The organism is Megasphaera sp. DISK 18 (assembly GCF_001682955.1).
GTDB lineage: Bacteria > Bacillota > Negativicutes > Veillonellales > Megasphaeraceae > Megasphaera > Megasphaera massiliensis.
Map to the genome: position 1 here is coordinate 1 of NZ_LUGJ01000027.1, position 21,985 is coordinate 21,985.

18 protein-coding genes are annotated in these 21,985 nt (G+C 50.7%); 9 read left to right on the forward strand and 9 right to left on the reverse strand.

Annotated features, from left to right (window positions below):
- Together A0U42_RS06265 and A0U42_RS06270 are read right to left on the reverse strand one after the other, a co-directional pair.
- A partial coding sequence (locus A0U42_RS06265; protein WP_255304116.1) for a peptidoglycan-binding protein occupies positions 1 to 234 on the reverse strand: 234 nt, incomplete at its 3' end.
- 214 nt (positions 235 to 448) lie between these two features.
- Positions 449 to 2,032: a ClC family H(+)/Cl(-) exchange transporter gene (locus A0U42_RS06270; RefSeq protein ID WP_065360320.1), complete on the reverse strand. Its 1,584-nt coding sequence runs from the start codon at positions 2,030 to 2,032 to the stop codon at positions 449 to 451.
- 199 nt (positions 2,033 to 2,231) lie between these two features.
- Between A0U42_RS06270 and A0U42_RS06275 the strand changes: the two genes are divergently transcribed.
- The 5 genes from A0U42_RS06275 (at position 2,232) to A0U42_RS06295 (ending at position 8,025) form a co-directional block, all read left to right on the forward strand.
- Positions 2,232 to 3,422 carry a M20 family metallopeptidase gene (locus A0U42_RS06275; protein ID WP_065360308.1) on the forward strand — a complete coding sequence of 397 codons (1,191 nt, stop codon included), beginning with the start codon at positions 2,232 to 2,234 and terminating at the stop codon, positions 3,420 to 3,422.
- A gap of 77 nt (positions 3,423 to 3,499) precedes the next feature.
- Positions 3,500 to 4,474: an AEC family transporter gene (locus A0U42_RS06280; protein ID WP_065360309.1), complete on the forward strand. Its 975-nt coding sequence runs from the start codon at positions 3,500 to 3,502 to the stop codon at positions 4,472 to 4,474.
- Positions 4,475 to 4,746: 272 nt separating this feature from the next.
- The gene (locus tag A0U42_RS06285) at positions 4,747 to 6,159 is read left to right on the forward strand and encodes an ammonium transporter (protein ID WP_065360310.1); all 1,413 of its coding nucleotides are present in this window, start codon (positions 4,747 to 4,749) and stop codon (positions 6,157 to 6,159) included.
- A gap of 11 nt (positions 6,160 to 6,170) precedes the next feature.
- Positions 6,171 to 6,536 carry a P-II family nitrogen regulator gene (locus A0U42_RS06290; RefSeq protein WP_044505386.1) on the forward strand — a complete coding sequence of 122 codons (366 nt, stop codon included), beginning with the start codon at positions 6,171 to 6,173 and terminating at the stop codon, positions 6,534 to 6,536.
- Between the two features lie 208 nt (positions 6,537 to 6,744).
- The gene (locus A0U42_RS06295; protein WP_065360311.1) at positions 6,745 to 8,025 is read left to right on the forward strand and encodes an MFS transporter; all 1,281 of its coding nucleotides are present in this window, start codon (positions 6,745 to 6,747) and stop codon (positions 8,023 to 8,025) included.
- 1 nt (position 8,026) lies between these two features.
- Here A0U42_RS06295 and A0U42_RS06300 read toward each other — a convergent pair whose 3' ends face one another.
- Entirely contained in the window at positions 8,027 to 8,920 is an 894-nt protein-coding gene (locus A0U42_RS06300) for a LysR family transcriptional regulator (protein WP_044505384.1), read from the reverse strand.
- Between the two features lie 394 nt (positions 8,921 to 9,314).
- On the opposite strand from A0U42_RS06300, the gene A0U42_RS06305 reads away from it, so the two are divergent.
- From A0U42_RS06305 to aroD, 3 genes are all read left to right on the forward strand, one after another.
- A complete protein-coding gene (locus tag A0U42_RS06305) occupies positions 9,315 to 11,321 on the forward strand; it encodes an FAD-dependent oxidoreductase (RefSeq protein WP_065360312.1) in 2,007 nt (668 codons plus the stop codon).
- A gap of 138 nt (positions 11,322 to 11,459) precedes the next feature.
- Positions 11,460 to 12,338, forward strand: a complete 879-nt coding sequence (locus A0U42_RS06310) for a shikimate dehydrogenase (RefSeq protein WP_065360313.1) — start codon at positions 11,460 to 11,462, stop codon at positions 12,336 to 12,338.
- A 153-nt stretch (positions 12,339 to 12,491) separates the two neighbouring features.
- The gene (aroD, locus tag A0U42_RS06315; RefSeq protein ID WP_065360314.1) at positions 12,492 to 13,238 is read left to right on the forward strand and encodes a type I 3-dehydroquinate dehydratase; all 747 of its coding nucleotides are present in this window, start codon (positions 12,492 to 12,494) and stop codon (positions 13,236 to 13,238) included.
- An 81-nt stretch (positions 13,239 to 13,319) separates the two neighbouring features.
- Here aroD and A0U42_RS06320 read toward each other — a convergent pair whose 3' ends face one another.
- The 6 genes from A0U42_RS06320 to A0U42_RS06345 form a co-directional block, all read right to left on the reverse strand.
- Positions 13,320 to 14,651, reverse strand: coding sequence for an MFS transporter (locus A0U42_RS06320; RefSeq protein ID WP_065360315.1), 1,332 nt, complete (start codon positions 14,649 to 14,651; stop codon positions 13,320 to 13,322).
- Between the two features lie 103 nt (positions 14,652 to 14,754).
- Positions 14,755 to 15,978 (reverse strand): MFS transporter, encoded by a 1,224-nt coding sequence (locus tag A0U42_RS06325; protein ID WP_044505378.1) that lies wholly within the window; start codon positions 15,976 to 15,978, stop codon positions 14,755 to 14,757.
- A 77-nt stretch (positions 15,979 to 16,055) separates the two neighbouring features.
- Entirely contained in the window at positions 16,056 to 17,984 is a 1,929-nt protein-coding gene (locus A0U42_RS06330; RefSeq protein WP_065360316.1) for an FAD-dependent oxidoreductase, read from the reverse strand.
- Between the two features lie 29 nt (positions 17,985 to 18,013).
- On the reverse strand, positions 18,014 to 18,883 hold the full coding sequence (locus A0U42_RS06335) for a shikimate dehydrogenase (protein ID WP_065360317.1): 870 nt from the start codon (positions 18,881 to 18,883) through the stop codon (positions 18,014 to 18,016).
- Positions 18,884 to 18,919: 36 nt separating this feature from the next.
- Positions 18,920 to 19,762, reverse strand: coding sequence for a sugar phosphate isomerase/epimerase (locus tag A0U42_RS06340; protein ID WP_065360318.1), 843 nt, complete (start codon positions 19,760 to 19,762; stop codon positions 18,920 to 18,922).
- 71 nt (positions 19,763 to 19,833) lie between these two features.
- Positions 19,834 to 20,697 (reverse strand): quinate/shikimate dehydrogenase, encoded by an 864-nt coding sequence (locus tag A0U42_RS06345; RefSeq protein ID WP_218055529.1) that lies wholly within the window; start codon positions 20,695 to 20,697, stop codon positions 19,834 to 19,836.
- Positions 20,698 to 20,929: 232 nt separating this feature from the next.
- Here A0U42_RS06345 and A0U42_RS06350 point away from each other — a divergent pair, with 232 nt between their 5' ends.
- Entirely contained in the window at positions 20,930 to 21,814 is an 885-nt protein-coding gene (locus A0U42_RS06350; protein ID WP_044505373.1) for a LysR family transcriptional regulator, read from the forward strand.
- Positions 21,815 to 21,985 lie beyond the last annotated feature (171 nt).

A 21,985-nucleotide genomic window follows, 5' to 3' on the forward strand; every position in this document is an offset into this window, starting at 1 on the left:
AGACAGACCATGGTCTGTCTGGAACTGTACGACAGCCTGCTGCGTCTGAGCACCAAAATCACCATCTGCACTACCGGACAAATAGCCCGCATCTTGAAGCATATATTGAACACTCTGTACGACAGAGCCTTTCATTCCCATTTGTACACTTGCACAAGCCAAAGACGAAAATGCAAATACAAAGATCATTGTCACTAATATCAACATACGATGTTTCAAAATACGATTTCGCAAAAAACCACCTCTTCGAATGAATACAATCTCAAGTACGTCCTGAATTATAGCAAACTCATCACCATAAGTCAAAAAAATGGATACTTAAACCTACTTTTTGATTGTTTTATTCTCCATTCTAATCGTTTCCGAAACATCATATGTGCCTTAATACTCAAGTATGACGGATATTTTTTAGTACCTAGTCCTATTTTTCTATAATTATTATACATTTTTACATATCTTCACTACCTGTTTTCTCCACAATATTTCTTATAGATTGGGCACCTTCGACAGAGTCAGTCAGCACATAGAGGTAGTCCCCTGCTCGTAGACAAGTCTCGCCATCCGGTATGATGTCGCCGCTGCCTCGCTTTACGTCAACAATGACCGTATGAGACGGCCAGGCAATGCGGCCGATATATTTTCCATCGGCCTGACTTCCACTGACGACGGTCAATTCCAAGAGGTTTCGCCGTTCACTCGACGATAAGGCAGGTTTATGCTTGGCCAGGCTCCGCCGGAGCAGCACTTCATAAATCGGTTCCCCCCGAAAGAACTGGGCCACGACGAGGGCCACCAAGGAGGCAGTACATAAAGCTAACAGGTGTTCATACGAGCCGGTCATTTCCATAATGAGAATAGTCCCTGTAACCGGTGACTGAACGGAGGCCGCAAAAAAAGCTGCCATGGAAATAACGACGATGTTCGACAAGTAATACGATGAAATGAGCCCCATCTGAATGAAAATAATTCCCACCATACCGCCGGTCAGGGCGCCTAAGACCAACATGGGCAAAAAGAAACCGCCGGGAACGCCGCAGCCGTAACTGATAAGGGTGAACAGAAATTTTCCGATCAGCAGGAGGGCAAATAACTGAAGCGACAGCGGCAGGGTATACAGGGCATTAACCAACTCATTGCCGCCGCCGAGGACGTCGGGAAAAACATACCCCAACACCCCGGCCATGAGTAAGGCAAAGGCAATGGGCATATAACGATTGCGAAAGATGGGAAGTTCATAAAAATAATGGATATTTAGTAATCCTTTATTAAATATTACCCCGGCAATTCCGACAATAATTCCTAAAATCACGGCCAGCCACATATAGCGCAGGGGAAAGTGCGGCAAGATTCCGAAATGAAAAACAGGTTCTCGTCCAAAGAGGTAGCGACTGACCATAGTCGCCATCAATGCCGCCGCCATAGCCGGTGCCAAAACGACGCCGGAAAAGTTGCGATGAAGCTCTTCCAAGGCAAACATGACTCCTGCCAAGGGCGCATTAAAAGCCGCTGCCAGCCCGGCGCTGGCGCCGGCTGTGATGAGGTACCGTTCCTCCATCCGCGTCCGCCCAAAGGCTCGGCTCAACCCTTGAGCTGTCACGGAACCGATCTGAATCGACGGCCCTTCACGTCCTAAAGACAAGCCCAGTCCGATGCCGACGATACCACCGACCAGCTTAACCCAAAGTACTCGCAGCCAGCGCAGGCGCAGGACGCCCAAAATGACACCTTTAATTTGAGGAATCCCACTGCCGCCAGCTTGTGGTTCATAAATCCCCAAGCGCCATAATAACAAAGCTGCCGCCAGCAGCAGCGCAAACCAAGCCGCGTGAACAGAAATGTCACCCCGGCTCAAAACATTGGCATAAAACCACTGTCGCCACAGAGTTCCCGTTTCCAAGCCCCAGCGAAAAAAACTGATAACCGTCCCCGACAATAAGCCGACTAAAATGCCTTCTAAAAAAAGCTGCAGCCGAAATCGAGGCCAATGGTTCAAAACCTTTAGCGCCGCTTCCAACCGTGTATCACCATGCATCATACTCACATCCCTTTCTGATTCACTGTGAAAATTATACCACAGGCTCCGGTTGTTTCGTATAATAAGGATATATATAATATAAATATATAGACCTTTCGAAGCAGAATGAGCCAAAAAATCCGCTCCCATGGCAGGATTTCAGGCTTTATTATAGAAATATATACATAATATAGAAAAACGGAAGGAGGAGCGGCTTATGAACGACAGCTATAGACCGACATTCAATATTCACGAAGCAGTACGCAAAACCTTGCCTTATATGATGGAAATGAGAGAATATTTCCATGCCCACCCGGAATTAAGCGAAAAAGAATTCGATACATGCAAGACGATTTTTCAAGAATTATCCCTGATGGGTATTGAAGACGTGCGAATCATCGCCGGTACAGGAGTCACAGGCCTGATACACGGGGCCCTTCCCGGACCGGTCGTCCTCTTGCGAGCCGACATCGATGCCCTGCCGCTGACCGAAAAGTACGACTGCCCTTATTCATCCCTCGTAGAAGGAGTCATGCATGCCTGCGGCCACGATGGTCATGCAGCCAACTTATTAGGTGTCGCCAAAATTCTCAATAAGCATCGAGACTGCCTTCGCGGCACCATCCGTCTGGCTTTTCAGCCGGCCGAAGAAGGCAACGGCGGCGCCGCCCGCATGATCGATGCCGGTATCCTCAACCTGCCGCCTGTCGACTATGCCTTGGGCCTGCATGTGGCCGGCAGTCTCCCCAAGGGTTATGTCGGCATCGGCCGCGGCGAAATCGCGTCTTCTTGTGACGATTTCACGATCACCCTCCACGGCAAAGGCGGACACGGCTCCCAGCCGTCAGCCTGCATCAGCCCGATCCAGATGGGCGTCGACATTATCCAATTGATTCAAAACTTCGTCTACAACCGCTATGCTGACGGCGACGGCATCGTCCTCACCTTCGGCCAGTTCCAGGCCGGCCACAATCCTAACGTCATCCCCGAAACAGCCGTTTTAAAAGGGACCCTCCGGACGTATCACGAAGAAAAACGGCGCATCATCCTCGATGCTCTGGAACAGATTTTGAAAAATGTAACCACCACCTATGGCGGTTTCTTCGATTTGGACGTCGTCCCCTTCTCCCCGGTCTGTGTCAACGACGACGGCGTTACCGATAAAGTTACCCATATCCTGCAGCAGCACTGTGCCGATCGGGTCAACGTAGTGGCCTTGAAACGCGGCGCCGGTTCTGAAGATTTTGCCTATTTCAGCGAGGCCGTCCCCAGTGCCTTTTATTATGTCGGCGTCTACGGCGATGCTCCGGTCAGCGGCCATTCACCGGACTTCCACTGGGACAGCAACGCCTTGAAGTATATGTGCGAAACCCTGCTTCACATCGTCTATTACTTCGAAAGCTATTGAATTCATTTTGGCATTGTATAATTACATATCCATAGTATAATGAGGGAGTATCCATATAATAAGGAGTGATATGACTCATGGTCTTCTGGTTCATCATTGAACATACGATGCTTCCGATTTTCTTTCTCGTTCTCTTAGGATATTTTCTCGATAAGAAATTCCATCTCGACGTAAAAACCTTATCGAAATTGATGTTCTACTTAGTCATTCCCAGTTTCCTTTTTACCAACATCTATACGACTCAGTTCCCCGAAACGAGCGTCAACATCATCGCTGCCATCGCCATCTTCATGGTCCTCTGTTTCGTCATAGCCAATATCGTCGGCCGTATCCGCCACTATGATGCCGCCATGTTGGAATCGTGCCGCAATGCCTTTATGTTTAACAATACGGGTAATCTCGGCGTCGCGCTTATCATCCTCGTCTTTTCTCACGATCCCTTCGTCGTAAACGGACAGACGCCGTACCTTGCCGAAGCCATGGTCGTGCAAATCATCATATTCATGCTTCAGAGCGTTTCCCTTAATACCCTCGGTCTCTATCAGGCCGGCCGCGGTAAGTTGACCGCCAGGGACACGCTGGCCGTCATGTTCCGCATGCCGTTGCTGTACGTATTGGCCGCATCTTTGTTAGCCCGCAACATCGGCTGGGATGCCGAAAACTTCTTCTTGTGGCCCATCATGGACATGTCCAGCAAGGCCATCCTTCCCTTAGCTATGGTCAGCATCGGCGCTCAATTGTCTCAGACCAAGATTCATTGGCTCGACAAGGATGTCTGGATCGTAAGCATTTTAAAGATGACCGCCCTCCCCTTACTGGGGCTGGCCATGATTTATGGTGCCAACGCCTTTCGCCCCGGCACCTTTACGGCTGTCAGTGCGACGGTATTCCTTATCTATTGCGCTATCCCTACAGCCGTCAATACGGCCTTATTCGCCATCGAATTCGATAACAATCCGGACTATGCGACGCAGATTGTCATGAACACAACGGCCCTCAGCGCCATATCGCTGACCTTTTATATTTTCTTAGGGCATATTTTATTTGTTTAATATGATTCCCATTATGATATTATCTTTTTAGATAAAATATAAGTTTTGTAAAATAAATTTCAGTATTTTTATTGACAGCTTAACGTTTTGCTTTTATAATAAGTTCATCAACAGAATAGAAGCCGGCAATGAAGCCCAAGGTGATAATTTTTTATCCCTTGGGCTTTTCATATTCTGAAGATAATCCCAATAGAACAGTAGACAACGATGTCTTTTTCTCGATGGAACCATCGGGAGAGGCATCTTTTTTTATGGGTCAGGAGGCTAAGAATATGAAACAATTATGGTCCCGTTTATCGGTCCTGCTGCCTTGTCTTTTCGCAGCAGCGCCAACGGCTTTTGCATCGGCACCGGGAACGATAGACCCGGGCGACACGGCCTGGGTACTCATCAGTGCCGCCCTCGTCTTTCTCATGACGCCGGGCCTGGGCTTCTTCTACGGCGGCATGGTCCGCAATAAAAACGTATTGGCAACGATTATGCAGAGCTTCTTCATCGTCGCCATGATTTCTGTCGAATGGATTCTCATCGGCTATGCCATGACCTTCGGTACCGACATTCACGGCTTCATCGGATCTCTTGATAAAATCGGCCTCACCGGAGTCGGCATGACTGTTCTCGACAACGGAACGATTCCGGAACTGGCCTTCGTCGCCTTCCAGTGCATGTTTGCCGTCATCACGCCGGCCCTCATTACCGGTGCTTTTGCCGAACGCATGAAGTTCCACGCCTTCGTCGTCTTCATCCTGCTCTGGGCCCTCTTCATTTATAATCCCATGGCTCATTGGGTCTGGGGCGGCGGCTTCCTCGCTAAACTCGGCGCCCTTGACTTCGCCGGCGGTCTGGTCATCCACATTCTCTCCGGTGTCTCCGGCCTTACGCTCTGCGTCCTCTTAGGCCGTCGCTACGGATACGGGAAGAGGCCTATGGTTCCTCATAATCTTCCGATGACCGTCCTTGGCGCCGCCCTTCTCTGGTTCGGCTGGTTCGGCTTCAATGCCGGAAGTGCCCTCGGAGCCAACGAATTGGCCGCCAACGCCTTTATCACCTCTCAGGCCGCTGCCGCTGCTGCCACCGTCGCCTGGGTCGCTGTGGAATGGCGTGTCCAAGGGAAACCGACCATCCTCGGTGCCGCTTCCGGATGTATCGCAGGCCTCGTCGCCATCACCCCGGCAGCAGGCTTCGTCGCTCCCCTTCCGGCCCTCATTATCGGGGCTGTCGGCGGCGTTATCTGCTACGTCGCGGTCGCCGTCGTCAAGACCAAACTCGGCTATGACGATTCCCTCGATGCCTTCGGGATTCACGGCATCGGCGGTACTTGGGGCTCCATCGCAACGGGGCTCTGGGCGACGACAGACGTCAACCCTGCCGGTGCCGACGGCCTCTTCTACGGCAGCAGTGAATTACTGACCGCTCAGCTCATTTCTACGGTCGTCGCCTACGCTCTTGCCATCGCAGGCACCTTCATTATCTTTAAAGTCATCAGCCTGTTCATGACCGTCCGGGCCGATAAAGAAGAAGAAATTGCCGGTCTCGATATTGGCGAACACGGCGAACAGGGTTACAATTACGCCATCACCGCCGGGAGCCCCTTTGAAGGGGTTCAGACCTCTCCCTTAGACAATACAGCCTTAGGCCATGCTGCTGTCGTAAACCAGGCCGGCGTAAACAGCCATACGATATAGAGGTGATAGAGATGGAAGAACATACCCTTACTAAAATAGAAATCATTACCCGTCCCAGTAAACTGGAAGATTTAAAAGAAGCCTTGAACAAAATCGGCGTCATGGGCATGACCGTCAGTCAGGTCTTCGGCTGCGGCCTTCAAAAAGGCTACGTCGAAGTCTATCGCGGTCAGCGTTACAACATCAACCTCCTGCCGGGTATCAAAGTAGAGACCGTCGTCTGCGAAGTTCCCGTCGACAAAGTCGTCGAAGTCGCTGAAAGGGTCTGCAAAACAGGTAAGCCCGGTGACGGTAAGATTTTCATTTATCCCCTGGCAGATGCGGTCCGCATACGAACCGGTGACCGCGGCCCTGTCGCCATCATGGACGAAAAATAAAAATGTCTCTAAAAGCAGGTATGCGAAGCACGATCCTTCGTATGCCTGCTTTTTTTAGGCTAACCGCTAAATCAATAGTATATATATATCAATATATATAAAATAAGTAATAGTACCCGTCGACCTTCTTGTTTAAAATAGATACATACTTGCTTATCGGCACAGTATCATATGTGAATATTTTAACAATTCGAAGGGATGATCATATATGACGAACTTACGTCCTAAGAAAACGAAGAAACGCTGGTTCATGCTGTTTCTCTTATTTATTCTCACAGCCATCAATTACCTGGACCGGACCAACATGGCCGTCGCAGCCTCCAGCATGAGTGATGAACTCGGATTCAGCGCCGCCACCATGGGCCTTTTATTCTCTGCCTTTTCCTGGTCTTACGGGCTGATGCAGATCCCCGGCGGTTGGGTCATCGAACGATTTGGCTCTCACATCGTCTATACGGCATCGTTATTCTTATGGTCCTTATTCACGATGTTCATGGGTCTTGGGAGGTCCTTTGCCTCCCTCTTCGGCATCCGCATGGCTATCGGCGCTGCTGAAGCCCCGGCCTTTCCGACTAACAGCCGCGTCGTCGCAGCCTGGTTCCCGTCACATGAACGGGCGACGGCAACCTCGATTTATACAGCCGGCGAATTCATCGGTCTGGCCTTTTTAACGCCCGTTTTATTTTGGATCTTAGAAACCTACGGCTGGCGGGAAATATTTTACATCACCGGCTTTATCGGCATCGTCGCCAGCCTCGGTTGGTTCTTTCTCTACCGCGAACCCGGTCCCGATTCCGGTGCCAACCAAGCTGAATTGGACTATATCCGCCAAGGCGGCGGCCTTGGCAGTACAGCCGCGGAAAAACAAAAGATTACCTGGTCTCAAATCGCAGAATTATTTAAACACCGCCAACTCTGGGGGATTTATTTAGGACAGTTTTCCAATGCCAGTACGATGTTTTTCTTTTTAACCTGGTTTCCTACGTATCTGATCATGGCAAAAAACCTGCCCTTATTAAAAGCCGGCATCTACGCCATCATTCCTTACGTCGGTGCCCTTATCGGTGTCCTCCTCGGCGGCTACTGGTCTGACTCCATGCTGCGCCGCGGCAGTTCCCTTTCAAAAGCTAGAAAACTGCCCATCATCTGCGGTCTCCTCTGTTCGATGACCATCATGACGGCTAATTATTTCGACTCTCTCAATGCCATCATCATCGTCATGGCCCTGGCCTTCTTCGGTCAAGGCATGGCTGCCATCGTCTGGAGTACTGTCGGCGACGTGGCACCGGCCCATTCCGTAGGCCTTGCCGGCGGCGTCTTCAACTTCATCGGCAATTTAGCCGGCATCATTACGCCCATCGTCATCGGCTTTATCGTCCAAGCGACGGGATCATTCGTCGGCGCCATGATATTTGTCGGCTGCGTCGCCGCCATTGGCGTCTTCTCCTTCATCTTCATCGTCGGTGACCTCCACCGCATCGAGGACTGACTCAGATGGCTCCCCGCTGCCAGCGGGACAGGAGAAAATTCCGGAACCGTTCTACGACGGGCAATACCTGGGATTGGCGCAGGAGAGCCAAAAAGAGATACCGCCGTTCAAAAGAATCCGCAATAGGTATCCGATCGAGATTATAATATTGAAGTGTATAGAAATCAGGTAAAATGGCAACGCCATAGCCGGCCGCTACAAAGCCGGCCATGGCGTTGTCTTCTTCTACATGGCAGGCGGTCTTTAAATGAACCTGAGCCTGGTCGAGGAGTTTATTGATCATCTCGTTTAAGCCGCTGCTCTTATCGAAGGCGATAAGAGGATACGGTTCCAGTTCTTTTAAAGAGACAGAGCCACGGTTGCTCAAAGGGTGCCCCTTGGGGACGGCTACGACCAATTCTTCTTCGGCCACGGGATAAAAGAGGACGTCCGGTTCGTTTTCAACGGAAGAACAGAGAGCGGCATCGATTTTTTCCTCTTTTAACTCTTTAATCAGGGCTGCCGTCGTCCCTTGATGGAAGTCAAAGGTAATGCCGCCATTACCGTCAATGGCCTGAAATTGAGTAATCATTTCCGGCACCAAAGTATAACCCATGGTATAAATAAATCCCAGCGTAATTTTTCCCTGATCCGGGCGCGTATAAGCTTTCATCAAATCAACGCCGCGTTCCAGTTCCTGCAGAGAGCGTTTCACATAAGGCAAAAAAAGATGACCGTACTTATTCAAAAAAATATTTCGTCCCCGTTTTTCAAAGAGCTGAATTCCCAGCTCTTTTTCCATTTCCCGAACGGCTCGGTTAAGGCTGGGCTCCGTAATATACAGGGCTTCCGCAGCCTTCCGGTAATGTTCCGTTTCCGCCAATTTCGTAAAATATTGAAGTTGCTTTAAGTTCATAACAGACTCCTTCTATATGCCGTTTAATCAATCTTTGTGATAAATCCTTATATATCAATAGCTTGTCTATTAATATTTCAATCTCATTTTCTATCAATAAAAACAATATTAGGAAAACCAAAAATGACAAGACAAGTCAAAGCTATATGGCCGAAATCACTGATTTTTCTCAACTTCCTTCGTATTGTAAAATGAGTTTATCTTTGTTTTATCGACAATTTCTCGATATCAATTGCCCTTATTATATCATTTTCAATAGTTTTTTTGAACTGTTTTTGCATATTTTAAGAAATTGTGTTATCAGTATTTCATCCGTATAATAAGGGCAGATCAAAAATATAGTTCTACAATTCACATACACCTTTAGTACTATATAGAAGGAGGATTTCTCTTTATGAGCCAGCAGTATCCACATATTTTCGAACCCTTTACGGTCAAGCGGACCACCTTCCGCAACCGCGTCATCATGCCCCCCATGGGATCCAACCTTGCCACCTTCACCGGTGAAGTATCAGAAGAAATGAAGAATTATTACGGTCTTCGCGCCCGTGGCGGCACAGCCTTGATTACCGTTGAAAACGCCTGTATCGACTATCCCTTGGCAACGAACGGAACGAAACAGCTGCGTATCGACAAGAAACAGTTCATCCCCGGTCTCTACGAACTGACCGAACGGATTCACAAATACGGTGCCCTGGCATCGATTCAGCTCAACCACGCCGGTGCTTCGGCCTACCCGGAACGGCTCGACGGCCTCCAAGCCGTATCGGCTTCATCCGTCCCTTCAAAAGAAGGCAATCCGGCACCGCGCCCCCTCGATAAATGTGAAATCCTCAACATTGTCCAGAAGTATGCCATCGCCGCTCAGCATGCTATCCAGGCCGGCTTCGACATGGTAGAAATCCACGGCGGTCATTCGTACCTGCTGGACCAGTTCTTATCTCCCCTGTATAATAAACGTACCGATGAATTCGGTGGCTCTTATGAAAATCGTGCCCGCTTTGCCCGCCTCGTCGTCGAAGCCGTCCGCAAAGTTGTCGGCCCCTGGGTTCCCATCGTATTCCGTCTGTCAGCAGATGAATTCATCGAAGGCGGCAACACCTTGGAAGACTCGTTGAAACTCCTCGAATACATCGAACCGGAAGTCGATATCATCAACGTATCGGCTGCCGTCAACGACTCCATCCAGTACCAGATCGACAAATGTGACATGCCTGACGCTTGGCGCGTCTACCTGGCCGAAGCCGTCAAGAAGAAATTCAACAAACCGGTCATCGCTTCCGGCAACATCCGCAATCCTCAAATTGCCGACCAGGTCATCGCCGAAGGCAAGACTGACTTCATCGCCATCGGCCGCGGCCTCATCGCCGATCCCGATTGGGCCCGCAAAGCACAGTTCGGCCGTACGGACTGCATCCGTCAGTGCATCTCCTGCAACATCGGCTGTGCCGATCACCGTATCTTCAAATCGCAGCCCATTCGCTGCACCGTCAATCCCGACGTCATCGGCGGCGACCAATATAAGAAACAGAAGGTCACCCGCGACATCCATGTCGTCGTCATCGGCGGCGGCACGTCGGGCTTAGAAGCAGCCTGCTCGGCAGCTGAAGTCGGCTGTCGGGTCACTCTCCTCGAACGGGAAGACAAACTGGGCGGCCTGACCCGCAAGATTGCCTTGCTGCCGGAAAAGAAGCGCATCGAAGACTTCCCGGCCTATCTCGAACGCCGGGCTGCCAAGCTGCCGAACCTGACGATTCGCCTGAACACGACGGCAACGAAGGAACTCTTGGCTGAATTAAAGCCGGACATTCTCTATGCCGCAACGGGCTCCCGTCCCATGCTTCCGCCTATCGAAGGTCTCCGTGAACTGACTGATGCCGAAGGTTCCCACATTCGCTCCATCTACGGATTCATGGACAACATTCCTTACTACGAAGCCAATGCAGAAGGTAAAAAAGTCGTCGTCATCGGCTGCGGTGCCGTCGGTTTGGACGTCATGGAATTCTTCACCCTGCGAAAAGCCGATGTCACCATGATTGAAATGATGCCGTCCTTCGGGAAAGACGCCGATATCGTTTCCAAAGCGACCTTCAAAGAGCTCTTAGAAAAGCACCCCGTTGACATGCATCTCAGCACGTCCTTAGAAAAGGTCTGCCCGGACAAATTCATTGCCTCCCACAACGGTGAATCTGCCGAGTATCCCTTCGACTACGGGTTCATTTGCATGGGCCTTGTTCCCGACATCCCGTCGGATAACCCCTTTGAAGCCTATGCCAAAGAACAGGGAATCCCCTTCTGCAACTTTGGCAACAGCCGCAAGACCGGTCAGATTATCCACGGCACGGAAGTAGGCCGCGACATCGTCGCTACGATCGACATGATTGGCGGTTTCGACGACTAGGTAAGCAGAAAACAGGATACTGCTGCTGTTTCAAGCGGCGGTGTCCTGCTTTCCTATCTTTTTGTATCCCTTCATGGAAAGACGATTCAAATATTAAAATACGATATTCCTTTATTCTCACAACAGGAGGATTCTATCATGGGTAAAATTGCAGTTACAGAACGCGTCACGGGTCATACGGAATTAATCGGCCTCATCGCCTATCCGATTCGCCACAGCATGTCACCGACGATGCATAACGAAGCCTTCAAAAAACTGGGTCTCGATTACGTCTATGTCTGCTTTGAAGTCGACAACTCGACGCTGGAAGACACGGTAAAAGGCCTTCGCGCTATGAAAGTCCGCGGCTGGAACGTTTCCATGCCCAACAAGGGGCCGATTACGCAGTACCTCGACAAATTGTCGCCGGCCTCTCAGATCATTGGCGCCTGCAACACCGTCGTCAACGATAACGGCGTCCTGACCGGTACCATTACCGACGGCGTCGGCGCCATGCAGGCTCTCAAAGACGAAGGCGTTGAATACGTCGGCAAAAAAATGGTCGTCATCGGCGCCGGCGGTGCTGCAACGGCCATCCAGGTCCAGGCCGCCCTCGACGGTGTCCGGGAACTGACGATTTTCAACCGCGACGATGAATTCTTTGCCCACGGCGAAGAAACGGTCAAGAAGCTCCGCGAACGGACGGACTGCGTCGTCAATATTTACCGTCTTGAAGACCACGCAAAATTAAAAGAAGAATTAGACAGCGCCGACATCCTCATCGACAGCTCTTCGTGCGGCATGAAGCCCCTCGAAGACGTCGTCGCCCTTCCGGATAAATCCTATCTCCGCCCGGATTTGGTCGTCATGGATACGGTCTATGCTCCTCGTCAGACGAAGTTGATGAGATGGTGCGATGAAGTAGGCTGCAAAAACTTCAACGGCCTGGGCATGATGCTCTATCAGGGCGCCGCTGCCTTCAAACTTTGGACAGGGAAAGAAATGCCCGTAGACTTCATTAAAGACGTCCTTTTCTAAACCGTCCTAAAAAACCTCGAGAGACGTTGTCAGGCTGCCAGCCGTCCCCCTGACGATAAGGCCAGCAGCCGCCGGCCCTGACAAGTTTTCTCATTGCCTGCATCATCAACGTGCGTTATAATAGCGTCATGAAAGCATAGGAGGATTTAAAATATGGTTAAAATTGGCAACGTCACTCTCGACAACGGGATGCCTAAAATCTGCGTCCCCATCGTCGGCCATTCTGTCGATGAACTCGTTCAGGAGTGCCGTTATCTCCAAGATAAAATTTATGATGTCGTCGAACTCCGTATCGACTTCTTAAAGGACGTCACGTCCCTCGAAGCCGTCGGCGAAGCCCTGGATGCGGTTCGCCGGGAACTTCCCAACGGAGCCATTCTGTTCACCTTCCGTACAAAGGAAGAAGGCGGTGAAACAGCCGTTCCGGAAACCTACTACTTCGACCTCATCAACTACGCCATCAAAAGCGGTAAAGTCGACGCCGTTGATGTCGAATACTTCCGTAGCCGCGAAAGCATCGAGAAAACCTTGGCTGCTGCCAAAGCCCACAACGTCACCATCATCATGAGCAACCATGATTTCGACAAGACGCCGTCTTTCGATGACATTACCGGCCGCTTGACGGGTATGAAAAAGCTCGGCGCCGACGTGGCAAAACTGGCCTGTATGCCGACGTCTGCCAAAGACGTCCTGACCTTGCTGTCGGCGACGGAAGCCGTAAAAGCCCAGTATCCGGATGAACCGATCATCACCATGTCCATGGGAAAACTCGGTGCCATCAGCCGTATCAGCGGCGAAATCTTCGGTTCGGCCCTGACCTTTGGTTCTGCCAAAAAAGCATCGGCTCCGGGCCAGCTCGAAGTTACGACACTGCAGCAAATCCTGCGAGCCCTTCACTAACGTAACCCATCATAGATAAAAGAACGAGCCTGCCACGACAAGATTGTCGTGACGGGCTCGTTTTCGTTTACAAAGATGTTTTTAAGGTAAGGTTGAAGATGAGGTTTTCTTGATTTCCAAGCGGTGAATATCGCCGACGATGAAGATGAGCGACAAGACGCCGACAGCGGCGACGGCACTGATAAAGACCATGGCACCAACAAAAGAACCGGTAAGCTGGACGATGAATCCGATGACGATGGGCGTTACGATACCTGCCAAATTGCCGGCAAAGCTGAATACGCCGCCAGCCAATCCCAAGGAATCTTTCGGTGCTACGTCACCGACGGTACTCCAAATGATGGCGGCCATGCCTTGGCCAAAGAAGGATATAGCCATGATCGTAATGATGATGTCCAGTGAATCAAAGTAATTCGCTGCCATGATCGACATGGAGCAGATCAAGCCGCAGGCAATAGGCAACTTTCTGGCCTTCGATAAAGAAGCGCCTTTTTTCAACATGTGATCGGACCAGCGACCGCCGAGGAGGACACCGATAAGGGCGCCGAAATAAGGGATGATGGCATAAATCCCGGCTTTTAACATAGGAAGATTTTTTGCCATAATCAAGTACGTCGGGAACCAGGTCAAAAAGAAGTACATCGTGCTCGTATTGGCAAACTGGCTGATATAAATGCCGATGAGCTGGCGATGGCGGAACAGTTCCTTGAGCTGGGCCATGGTGATTTTTTTAGACGTACCGGCCTCTTCAGCCTGTCCCCCACCTTGACGAATATAGTCGAGTTCAGCCTGATTGACGCCTTGGCAGTCCTTCGGGTCCCGGTATAGCCAATACCAAATGACGCTGACTCCGATACCGATGACACCGGTAATATAGAAGACTTCTCGCCAGCCGAAGGTATCCAAAATCCAAAACAAAACCGGCGTTAAGAAAGCCAAGCCAATAAATTCAGCCGCCGTATAGATAGACGTCGCCGTCGCCCGTTCATGATCGGGGAACCAGGCCGCTACGACGCGGCTATTGGTCGGAAAAGCCGGCGATTCTGCAGCCCCGATGGCCAGACGAATGCCGAACAAAGATAAAAAGCTGTTGCCAAGGCCCATGATCATGGTAAACAAGGACCACAAAAACAGGGAAATCGTATAGGTAATGCGCGGGCCGACTCGTTCCAGGAAATAACCTCCCGGTACCTGCATCAAGGCATACGCCCAGGCAAAGGCCGACAGCAGCATGCCCATCGTCGCTGCGCTGAAGCCGAGTTCAGCGCTCATGCTCGGAGCCGCTACGGCCATGTTCGTCCGGTCCAAATAGTTAATCGCCGTCAGCACAAAAATCAAAGACAACATAAACCAGCGTTTGCCAGTCGGTTTCTGCCCCTTTTCCCGGGGCGCCTGAAATCGATTGGTATTCATTGTACAATCACCTCAAATTTATTAAGTTCTATTATTCACATAGTTTGATAAAAAGATAGGAAAATATCTCTGCCAGATTTCATTCTGGCAGAGATTATCTATCCTAGCGAGCCGCTTTTTTAGCCGAGATATTGACGAATAAGGCCAACAAGACACTCAACAGGGTAATGGCCGCATCAAAGATAACGACGTAAACCGGGCCATTGGCACCGCCGGCCGTTGCAATCGAACCGGCTGCCGATACACCAACCCAAGTACCGATACTGGAGAGAATCATGACAATACTGATGATCGTCCCTTTTACCTGCGGGAAGAGGTCACTGACCGTAGCTGTAACCAGCTGGAGTACACCGCCGGCTGCCGCAAAGCCGATGACAAAACCGCCGATAATGGTTACCGTCGGATCTTGGACGAGAGCCAAGATGACGAACATGACGAAGGCAATCAAGGGATACCAGAAGACCAAGCGAATGGACTTGATGACCTTATCGGCAATGGCAGCCGTAAGGAGGACGGCGACGATGACGCCAATCGAGTAATACGACTGAATGACCGACGGATTGGACATGCCGACCCATTTGCCGTATTCCTGGTTGCAGTTTACCCAAATCTGGAAGGTAGCCGTCGTCGTAAAGCCCATGATGATCAAGGCGATGCTGCTGGCTGTAAATTTCAGATTTTTCAGGTTTTCCATGAAGGACGGTTCGTCCCCCTTGTCGGAGACACCGGCCTGTTTCGGGAAGGGCATGATCATCGTCAAGACGGCGATGACAGCGCAGATAACCGGGAACAAGTAAAACAGGGTCGTGTGCGGCATCTGAGCCGAAGCCGTAAACATGATCATGAACGGCAGGATGAACTGGCCGATAGCGATGAACAATTTCGTCATGATGCTGGCAAAAGCGCTACGGCCGACGAAGATTTCCATAGCAGCCGGAATGACACCGCCGTTAAGGCAGGCATTACCGATACCGCCGATGAGGCCGGCAATATAGGCCACCGTCAGATTATCGGCAAAGGCGACGCCTAAGAAAAAGACGGCATAGAGAACGCTGCCAAAAAAAGAAACGATACGGCGGCCAAAGCGGTCGGATAAAGGACCGGAAAAGAAACTGCCGATGAGGCAGCCAAGGCCGAGAGAAGCCGATACCCAGACGACGCCGCTGGCATCATACAGGCCGCCGGCAAGCTGTGCCGACCCCCATTGCTGGGCCAAAGCTTGTTTATAATGGCCGAGAATGGATGCGGCCACACCAAGGATCAGATAGTTAAGATATAATACGATAGCTGTAAGATACAACTTTTTACTGGTCTTTGTTACTTCCACGTTCTATTCCTCCTGATAGCACTTTATGTCTCCCAAATCAAGGATTCGGGAGACACGTTGCTATTCGCAATAAGTGCTTAGATTTCTAAGGCTGCATTGAAGGCATCGGTCGTCGCCGTAAGGGCGCTGCCAGGTGCTTTGAAAGCTTCACCAATGACGAAGGTCTGCGGTACGAATTTAGAAACTTCTTCATTGAGCGGGTTGTAGCTGCGGGAGCCCATGGCCAAGACGATGCTGTCGAAGCCGCGTAATTCGCCTTTCGTTCCGTCAGCCATTTCATAGTTGACGCCGTCTTTAAAGAATTCCGTAACTTTAGCGCCCGGTACGAGTTCTACGCCGTGGCGTTCGAAATCGTTGAAGATGAAGACCCGGTTTTCTTTGGAAACGTCAGCAGCCAGCTGCTCTTTCATTTCGATGACCGTGACTTTGTGATCCCGTTCGCAGAGAAATTCGGCAGCTTCACAGCCGACCATACCGCCGCCGACGACGAGAGCTTTTTTGCCGATTTCATAGCGGCCGCTCAGCATATCCTGTGCCGTAATGTAGTCCGAATCAGCAAGGCCTGGAATGTTAAGGATGAGCGGTACCGAACCCGTCGCGAAGATGACGGCATCGGGAGCCATGTCTTTCAACAATTCGACCGTCGCTTCGGTGTTCATCTTAATAGTGACACCGGCTTCTTCAGCGCGGACGATGTAGCTGCGGATAGCCGAGGTCAGATCGCCTTTGTCAGCCGGGAAAGCGGCTAAGCGGAAGTTGCCGCCGAGTTCATCGCCTCGTTCGAGCAGGGTAACCTGATGGCCGCGCTGTGCGCAGATGCGGGCAGCATAGAGACCGCCGGGGCCGCCGCCGACGACGACGACTTTTTTGCGCTTGTCGGCCGGCACGATTTCTGCTTCACGACCGCATTCAGGGTTCAGTGCGCAGGTAATCGGTTCGCCGCGGAACATGTAGGGTACACAGCCGAGAAGACAGCCGATGCACGGCGTCATGCTGTCGAGGTTGCCGTTTTTAGCCTTGTTCGGCATTTCCGGATCAGCCAGACTCTGACGGCCAAAGGCAACGAGGTCGATACGGCCTTCACGGACTAAGAGTTCAGCATACTGCGGTTCCGTATAACGGCCGACGGTGATGATGGGAACGTCGACGGCCCGTTTGATTTCTTCGACCAAAGGAGCGCTGAAACCGCCGTGAACGGCACCGGGAGCCCACATGAATTCGTCATGGACGTGGACGGCACGGCTGACATGGAGGGCGTTGACGCCGCATTCTTCGACGAGGTATGCGGCAACGGCTGCTGCATCCTGAATCGTCTGACCGCCTTCGATGTCGTCGCTGGCGTTAATACGGCAGAGGATCGGCATCTTGCCGCCCGTCTTTTTGCGGATGTTTTCAATGATCAACCGCGGCAGGCGCATGCGGTTTTCAAAGCAACCGCCGAATTCGTCGAGACGATTGTTGGTACGGGACGAAATGAAGGTGCTGACCAAGTAGCCGTGGGCACAGTGGACTTCAACCATATCGATGCCGGCACGCTGAGCGCGGGCAGCCGCATCGCCATAGCATTCGACCAACTTATAGATTTCTTCACGAGAAATGGCGACCGGTACTTCGCGGCCCGACGAGGGAGCAATGGCACTGGCGGCTTTTAAGGGAAAGCCCGTAAGCGCCGAGTTGCCTTCCGGACCGGCATGCTGGAGCTGGATAGAAGCGATGGCACCATTTTCGTGGATCGCATCAGCGACTTTGCGGAAGCTGTCGACTGTATCATCGGAAAAGAGGCACGGTTTGCGCGGGCCGCCTTTAGCTTCACTGTAAACGACGGTAGATTCAATCGTGATGAGACCGAAGCCGCCTTTGGCACGAGCTGCGTAGTAAGCAGCCGAGCGGTCGCTCAATGTACCGTCGGTATTGGCAAAGTTGTTGCCCATGGGCGGAACGACGAAGCGGTTGGGAACGGTAACGGAACCAATCTGAATCGGTTGGAACATAGCGTTGAATTTCATATCGATAATCTCCTTGAGTATGAATAAACTTAAGCGAAGAATTTTTCAAAAACTTCTTCGTGAGGCATATCCTTGCCGGTGAAGAGTTTAAAGGCAGCTACGCCCTGCCAGAGGAGCATGCCGATGCCGCCGACAGCCGCTTTGCAGCCTGCTTCCTTAGCATCTAAAATCATCTGTGTATCCTTCGGGTTGTAAACCGTATCGGCAACGACTAAGTCAGCGCGAAGGTATTCTTTCTTAATCAGGCTCTGGCCGTCGAGGGGTGCCATGCCGACTTTCGTGGCATTGACCAAAATATCGGCCTTAGCAATAGCGTCCTTCAAGGCTTCTTCATCGGCTAAATCGGTGACCGAAACCTTGCAGGAAAGGTCCGCTGCCGTAATCTTTTCGACTGTTTTTTCAGCATTGGCGAAAAATTCGTCTTTACGGTTGAAGATGGCAACTTCAGCGGCCCCGTCGAGGGCTGCCTGGCAGGCAATGGCCGTAGCGGCACCGCCGGCACCGAGGAGGACGATTTTTTGGCCTTTGATGTCGACCCCATTTTCGCGGAGGTTGTGGACGAAGCCGACGCCGTCGGTATTATTGCCGATCAACTTGCCGTCTTTTACGACGACGGTATTGCAGGCGCCGATCAATTCAGCAGCCGGAGACAGTTCATCGAGGTACTGGGCAATAGCCGTCTTGCAGGGCATGGTAACGTTAAAGCCGCCGATGTTCAAGGTGCGGACAGCTGTGATGACGTCCGGCAGCTGATCGATCTGTACATCGAAAGCCAAATAGGCTGCATTGATGCCGAGGCGGGCAAAGGTATAGTTGTACATGACCGGTGAGCCGGAATGACCGACGGGGGAACCGAATAAACCGAATAATTGTGTATGTCCATCAATTCTTGCTTCCATGAGTAAGACTCCCTTCTATTTCAATCGAATCGTTGATTAACCGCAGATTTCAGGCCAAACCTGTTCCAATACTTTCTTCGTGCCTTCAAAGTTTTCTTTGGCAGCTTCTTTAACGCCCTTGGCAACGATAAGATCGCTGATGACTTCGACACCGCAAACCTTCGGTTCAATACCTTTGTCGCGGATCATCTTGACGAAGCCTGCCGTATCGCCGTAGCCCGTACCGGGAATCATGCGGTCATGCATCGATTCGTCGCGAAGAATGGTCGGTGCATAGGGATGCTGCTGAACGTCGTTGATCTGGATGGAGATAATTTTATCTGCCGGAATGTCGGCCAGGTAGGACGGATCGTAAGACTGGTTAGCGCGGATCCAGTGCCAGCTGTCAAGGATGAGTTTAGCATTGTCGCAGCCGCTGCCTTTGACGACAGCCCAGCCCGTTTTGACGTCGGGGATACCGGAGTACGGCATGGGTTCAACGCCGATGATGTATTTGCCGGCGCGGTGGCACAATTCTTTCAATTTCTGAGCCGTATGTTCAACGGAGTATTTTTCCATCAAGCCGATGTTGATATGCTGGACATTGAAGAGGTCGCACATATGGAAGCAGATCTGTTCTTTATACTTCTGTTCATACGAGCGGTGATCTTCAGCCCACATGGTAATGTATTCGACTTCCGTAACCTTCATATCGTATTTTTTAAGGATGGCCAGGATGTCTTCATCATGAAGACCTTCAGCCAAAGCGTCGACGTAGGTTTCAGCACGGAGGCCAATGCCTTCAAAGCCGGCTTCTTTCGCAGCGCTGACGCGTTCTTCAAAGGTACACTGATCGCCAAGGGTCCAGGAACTTATTGTAATCGGGGATTTTTTAGACATAATAGATACACTCCTTAGTATAATATAAATAATATGTTATATATTCTCATCGCTGCCTACGCAGTAAAAAGCTATTTATAGAGCAAGTCTTTAATTTCATCGACGGGCATCGTGCCACCGGTATAGAGCCGGTAGGCTTCAGCGCCCTGGAAGAGCAGCATGCCGAGACCTTCAAAGACACGGCAGCCGGCGGCTTTAGCCTGCTTCAGGAGCTTCGTTTCAGCCGGCGCATAGACGACATCGGTAACGATCAAATCGGGACGCAGTACGTCGAGACCGTCGATGATGCTCTTATCTTCAAAGGGCGCCATTCCCAACCGGGTAGCATTGGAGAGGATGTCGCTGTCGGCAATTTCACGTTTCAGCAAGTCTTTATCACCCAAATCATCCAAGGTAATCTTGACGCCGGGCACACACTGACAGATAGCCTTTACATTGGCTTCTGCCCGCGACCAGAAATCATCCTTCAAGTTGAATACGGAAATCTCCCGCACGCCTTCTAAGGCACATTGGATCATGATGGCCGAGGCCACGCCGCCGGCTCCGACTAAGGTAATTTTCTTCCCTTTTACCGACACACCGCCGGTTTTAAGATTCAGTGTATAGCCGGCACCGTCCGTAATGTGGCCGGTGAGGACACCGTCGTCGTTGACGATGGTATTGACGGCACCGACGGCCTTGGCTGCCGGCGATACCTTATCGAGAAAGGGGATGACGGCATTTTTTAAAGGCATGGTGACGTTAGCCCCGCGAAAGTTCAAGGTTTTCAGAGAGTGAAGGGCCTTTTCGACATTGTCTGCATTCACATCGAAGGCAAAATACGCAAAGTCCTGATTGAATTTCTGAAAACAGTAATTATACATCTGTGGAGACTTAGAATGATCGACCGGGGTCCCGATGAGACCGAGCAGCCGGGTATGTCCTGAAATATGCACGAATAAACGCTTCCTTTTCATAAGTAAGTGTAAAAATCAAAGATGCGGCAGGCTCCGTTGTTTTTCTTCGATGCCTGTCCTTCGATGGGTCTATGGTACCGCATTGTGAATCATTTAACAAATCAATAATTTTCATGTTTTCATAGACTAAAACTATCGGCGATGATAAAATGGTCTTATATGTAACTAAATGTAATAGCTGCGGCGACGACAGTTCGCCAGGAGGACGACCATGAATCTTTCCCATCTCAGATATTTCGTCAAATTAGCCCAGATAAAACACTATACCAAAACCGCCGAATTGCTCTGTATTACCCAGCCCAGTCTGAGTCACGCCATTTCCCAACTCGAAAAAGAACTCGGTGTCCCTCTCTTCGAAAAAGGGCCTCACGGTACGGACTTGACCGGCTTTGGCAAGCAGTTTTTCGCCAGCGTCAATTCATCACTCAATATTCTCGACAACGGTATCGAAACGATAAAAAGCGGCTCCCGCGGCAACGGAATCATCCGTATCGGCTGTCTGCGGACACTGGGAATCCGCGAGGTCCCGGAACTGGCTGCCGCCTTTAAAGCGTCCCGCCCGGATAAGGATATCCGCTTTACCTTCCACATCGGCCTGTCCAACCGCCTCATCCAATCCTTAGCAGAAGGCACCTTCGATGTCGTCTTTGCGTCACGTCCCCAGACCATGTCTCAATTTGAAGCGACGGCCATTGCCAAACAGGAGCTGGTTCTGATTGTCCCCAATGATCATCCCCTGGCTCAAAACTATGTCGTCGACCTCAGAGACACCTTAGATTATCCCTACGTCTTCTTCGATAAGACGTCGGGCCTGCGTCCCATCGTAGCCCATATGTTTGCAGAAATCAACGAAACTCCCAAAATAGCCTATGAAGTATCGGAAGATCAGGTCGTTGCCGGACTTGTCGCACAGAACTTCGGCATTGCTGTCGTCCCCTTCATGGATATGCTCTTACAGTTAGACGTCAAAATCCTGCCCATTTCCCATCCTTCATACGAACGAAAATTTTATATGATTTCCAATAAGAACCAATATGCCCCGCCGGTCGTCCAAGATTTCAAAAAATTTGTTTTAGATAAAGTTCGTAATACCTAATATTTTTTCAGATATATGCCCAAACAGCAGTCCGGATACTAAAATTTTATCTATGGCATTATGCATATTTTCAATGAAAAACCAAGGAATCCGACATCGTCCGTCTATCCCCGGATTTACCGAATTAAGAATGTGAAAATTTCACATAGATAAACAGATATCCCCTTAGGG

Coding starts and splice junctions, on each gene's coding strand:
- A0U42_RS06270 (WP_065360320.1), bottom strand. CDS start 2,032: ATGCATGGTGATACACGGTTGGAAGCGGCGCTAAAGGTTTTGAACCAT.
- A0U42_RS06275 (WP_065360308.1), top strand. CDS start 2,232: ATGAACGACAGCTATAGACCGACATTCAATATTCACGAAGCAGTACGC.
- A0U42_RS06280 (WP_065360309.1), top strand. CDS start 3,500: ATGGTCTTCTGGTTCATCATTGAACATACGATGCTTCCGATTTTCTTT.
- A0U42_RS06285 (WP_065360310.1), top strand. CDS start 4,747: ATGAAACAATTATGGTCCCGTTTATCGGTCCTGCTGCCTTGTCTTTTC.
- A0U42_RS06290 (WP_044505386.1), top strand. CDS start 6,171: ATGGAAGAACATACCCTTACTAAAATAGAAATCATTACCCGTCCCAGT.
- A0U42_RS06295 (WP_065360311.1), top strand. CDS start 6,745: ATGACGAACTTACGTCCTAAGAAAACGAAGAAACGCTGGTTCATGCTG.
- A0U42_RS06300 (WP_044505384.1), bottom strand. CDS start 8,920: ATGAACTTAAAGCAACTTCAATATTTTACGAAATTGGCGGAAACGGAA.
- A0U42_RS06305 (WP_065360312.1), top strand. CDS start 9,315: ATGAGCCAGCAGTATCCACATATTTTCGAACCCTTTACGGTCAAGCGG.
- A0U42_RS06310 (WP_065360313.1), top strand. CDS start 11,460: ATGGGTAAAATTGCAGTTACAGAACGCGTCACGGGTCATACGGAATTA.
- aroD (WP_065360314.1), top strand. CDS start 12,492: ATGGTTAAAATTGGCAACGTCACTCTCGACAACGGGATGCCTAAAATC.
- A0U42_RS06320 (WP_065360315.1), bottom strand. CDS start 14,651: ATGAATACCAATCGATTTCAGGCGCCCCGGGAAAAGGGGCAGAAACCG.
- A0U42_RS06330 (WP_065360316.1), bottom strand. CDS start 17,984: ATGAAATTCAACGCTATGTTCCAACCGATTCAGATTGGTTCCGTTACC.
- A0U42_RS06335 (WP_065360317.1), bottom strand. CDS start 18,883: ATGGAAGCAAGAATTGATGGACATACACAATTATTCGGTTTATTCGGT.
- A0U42_RS06340 (WP_065360318.1), bottom strand. CDS start 19,762: ATGTCTAAAAAATCCCCGATTACAATAAGTTCCTGGACCCTTGGCGAT.
- A0U42_RS06350 (WP_044505373.1), top strand. CDS start 20,930: ATGAATCTTTCCCATCTCAGATATTTCGTCAAATTAGCCCAGATAAAA.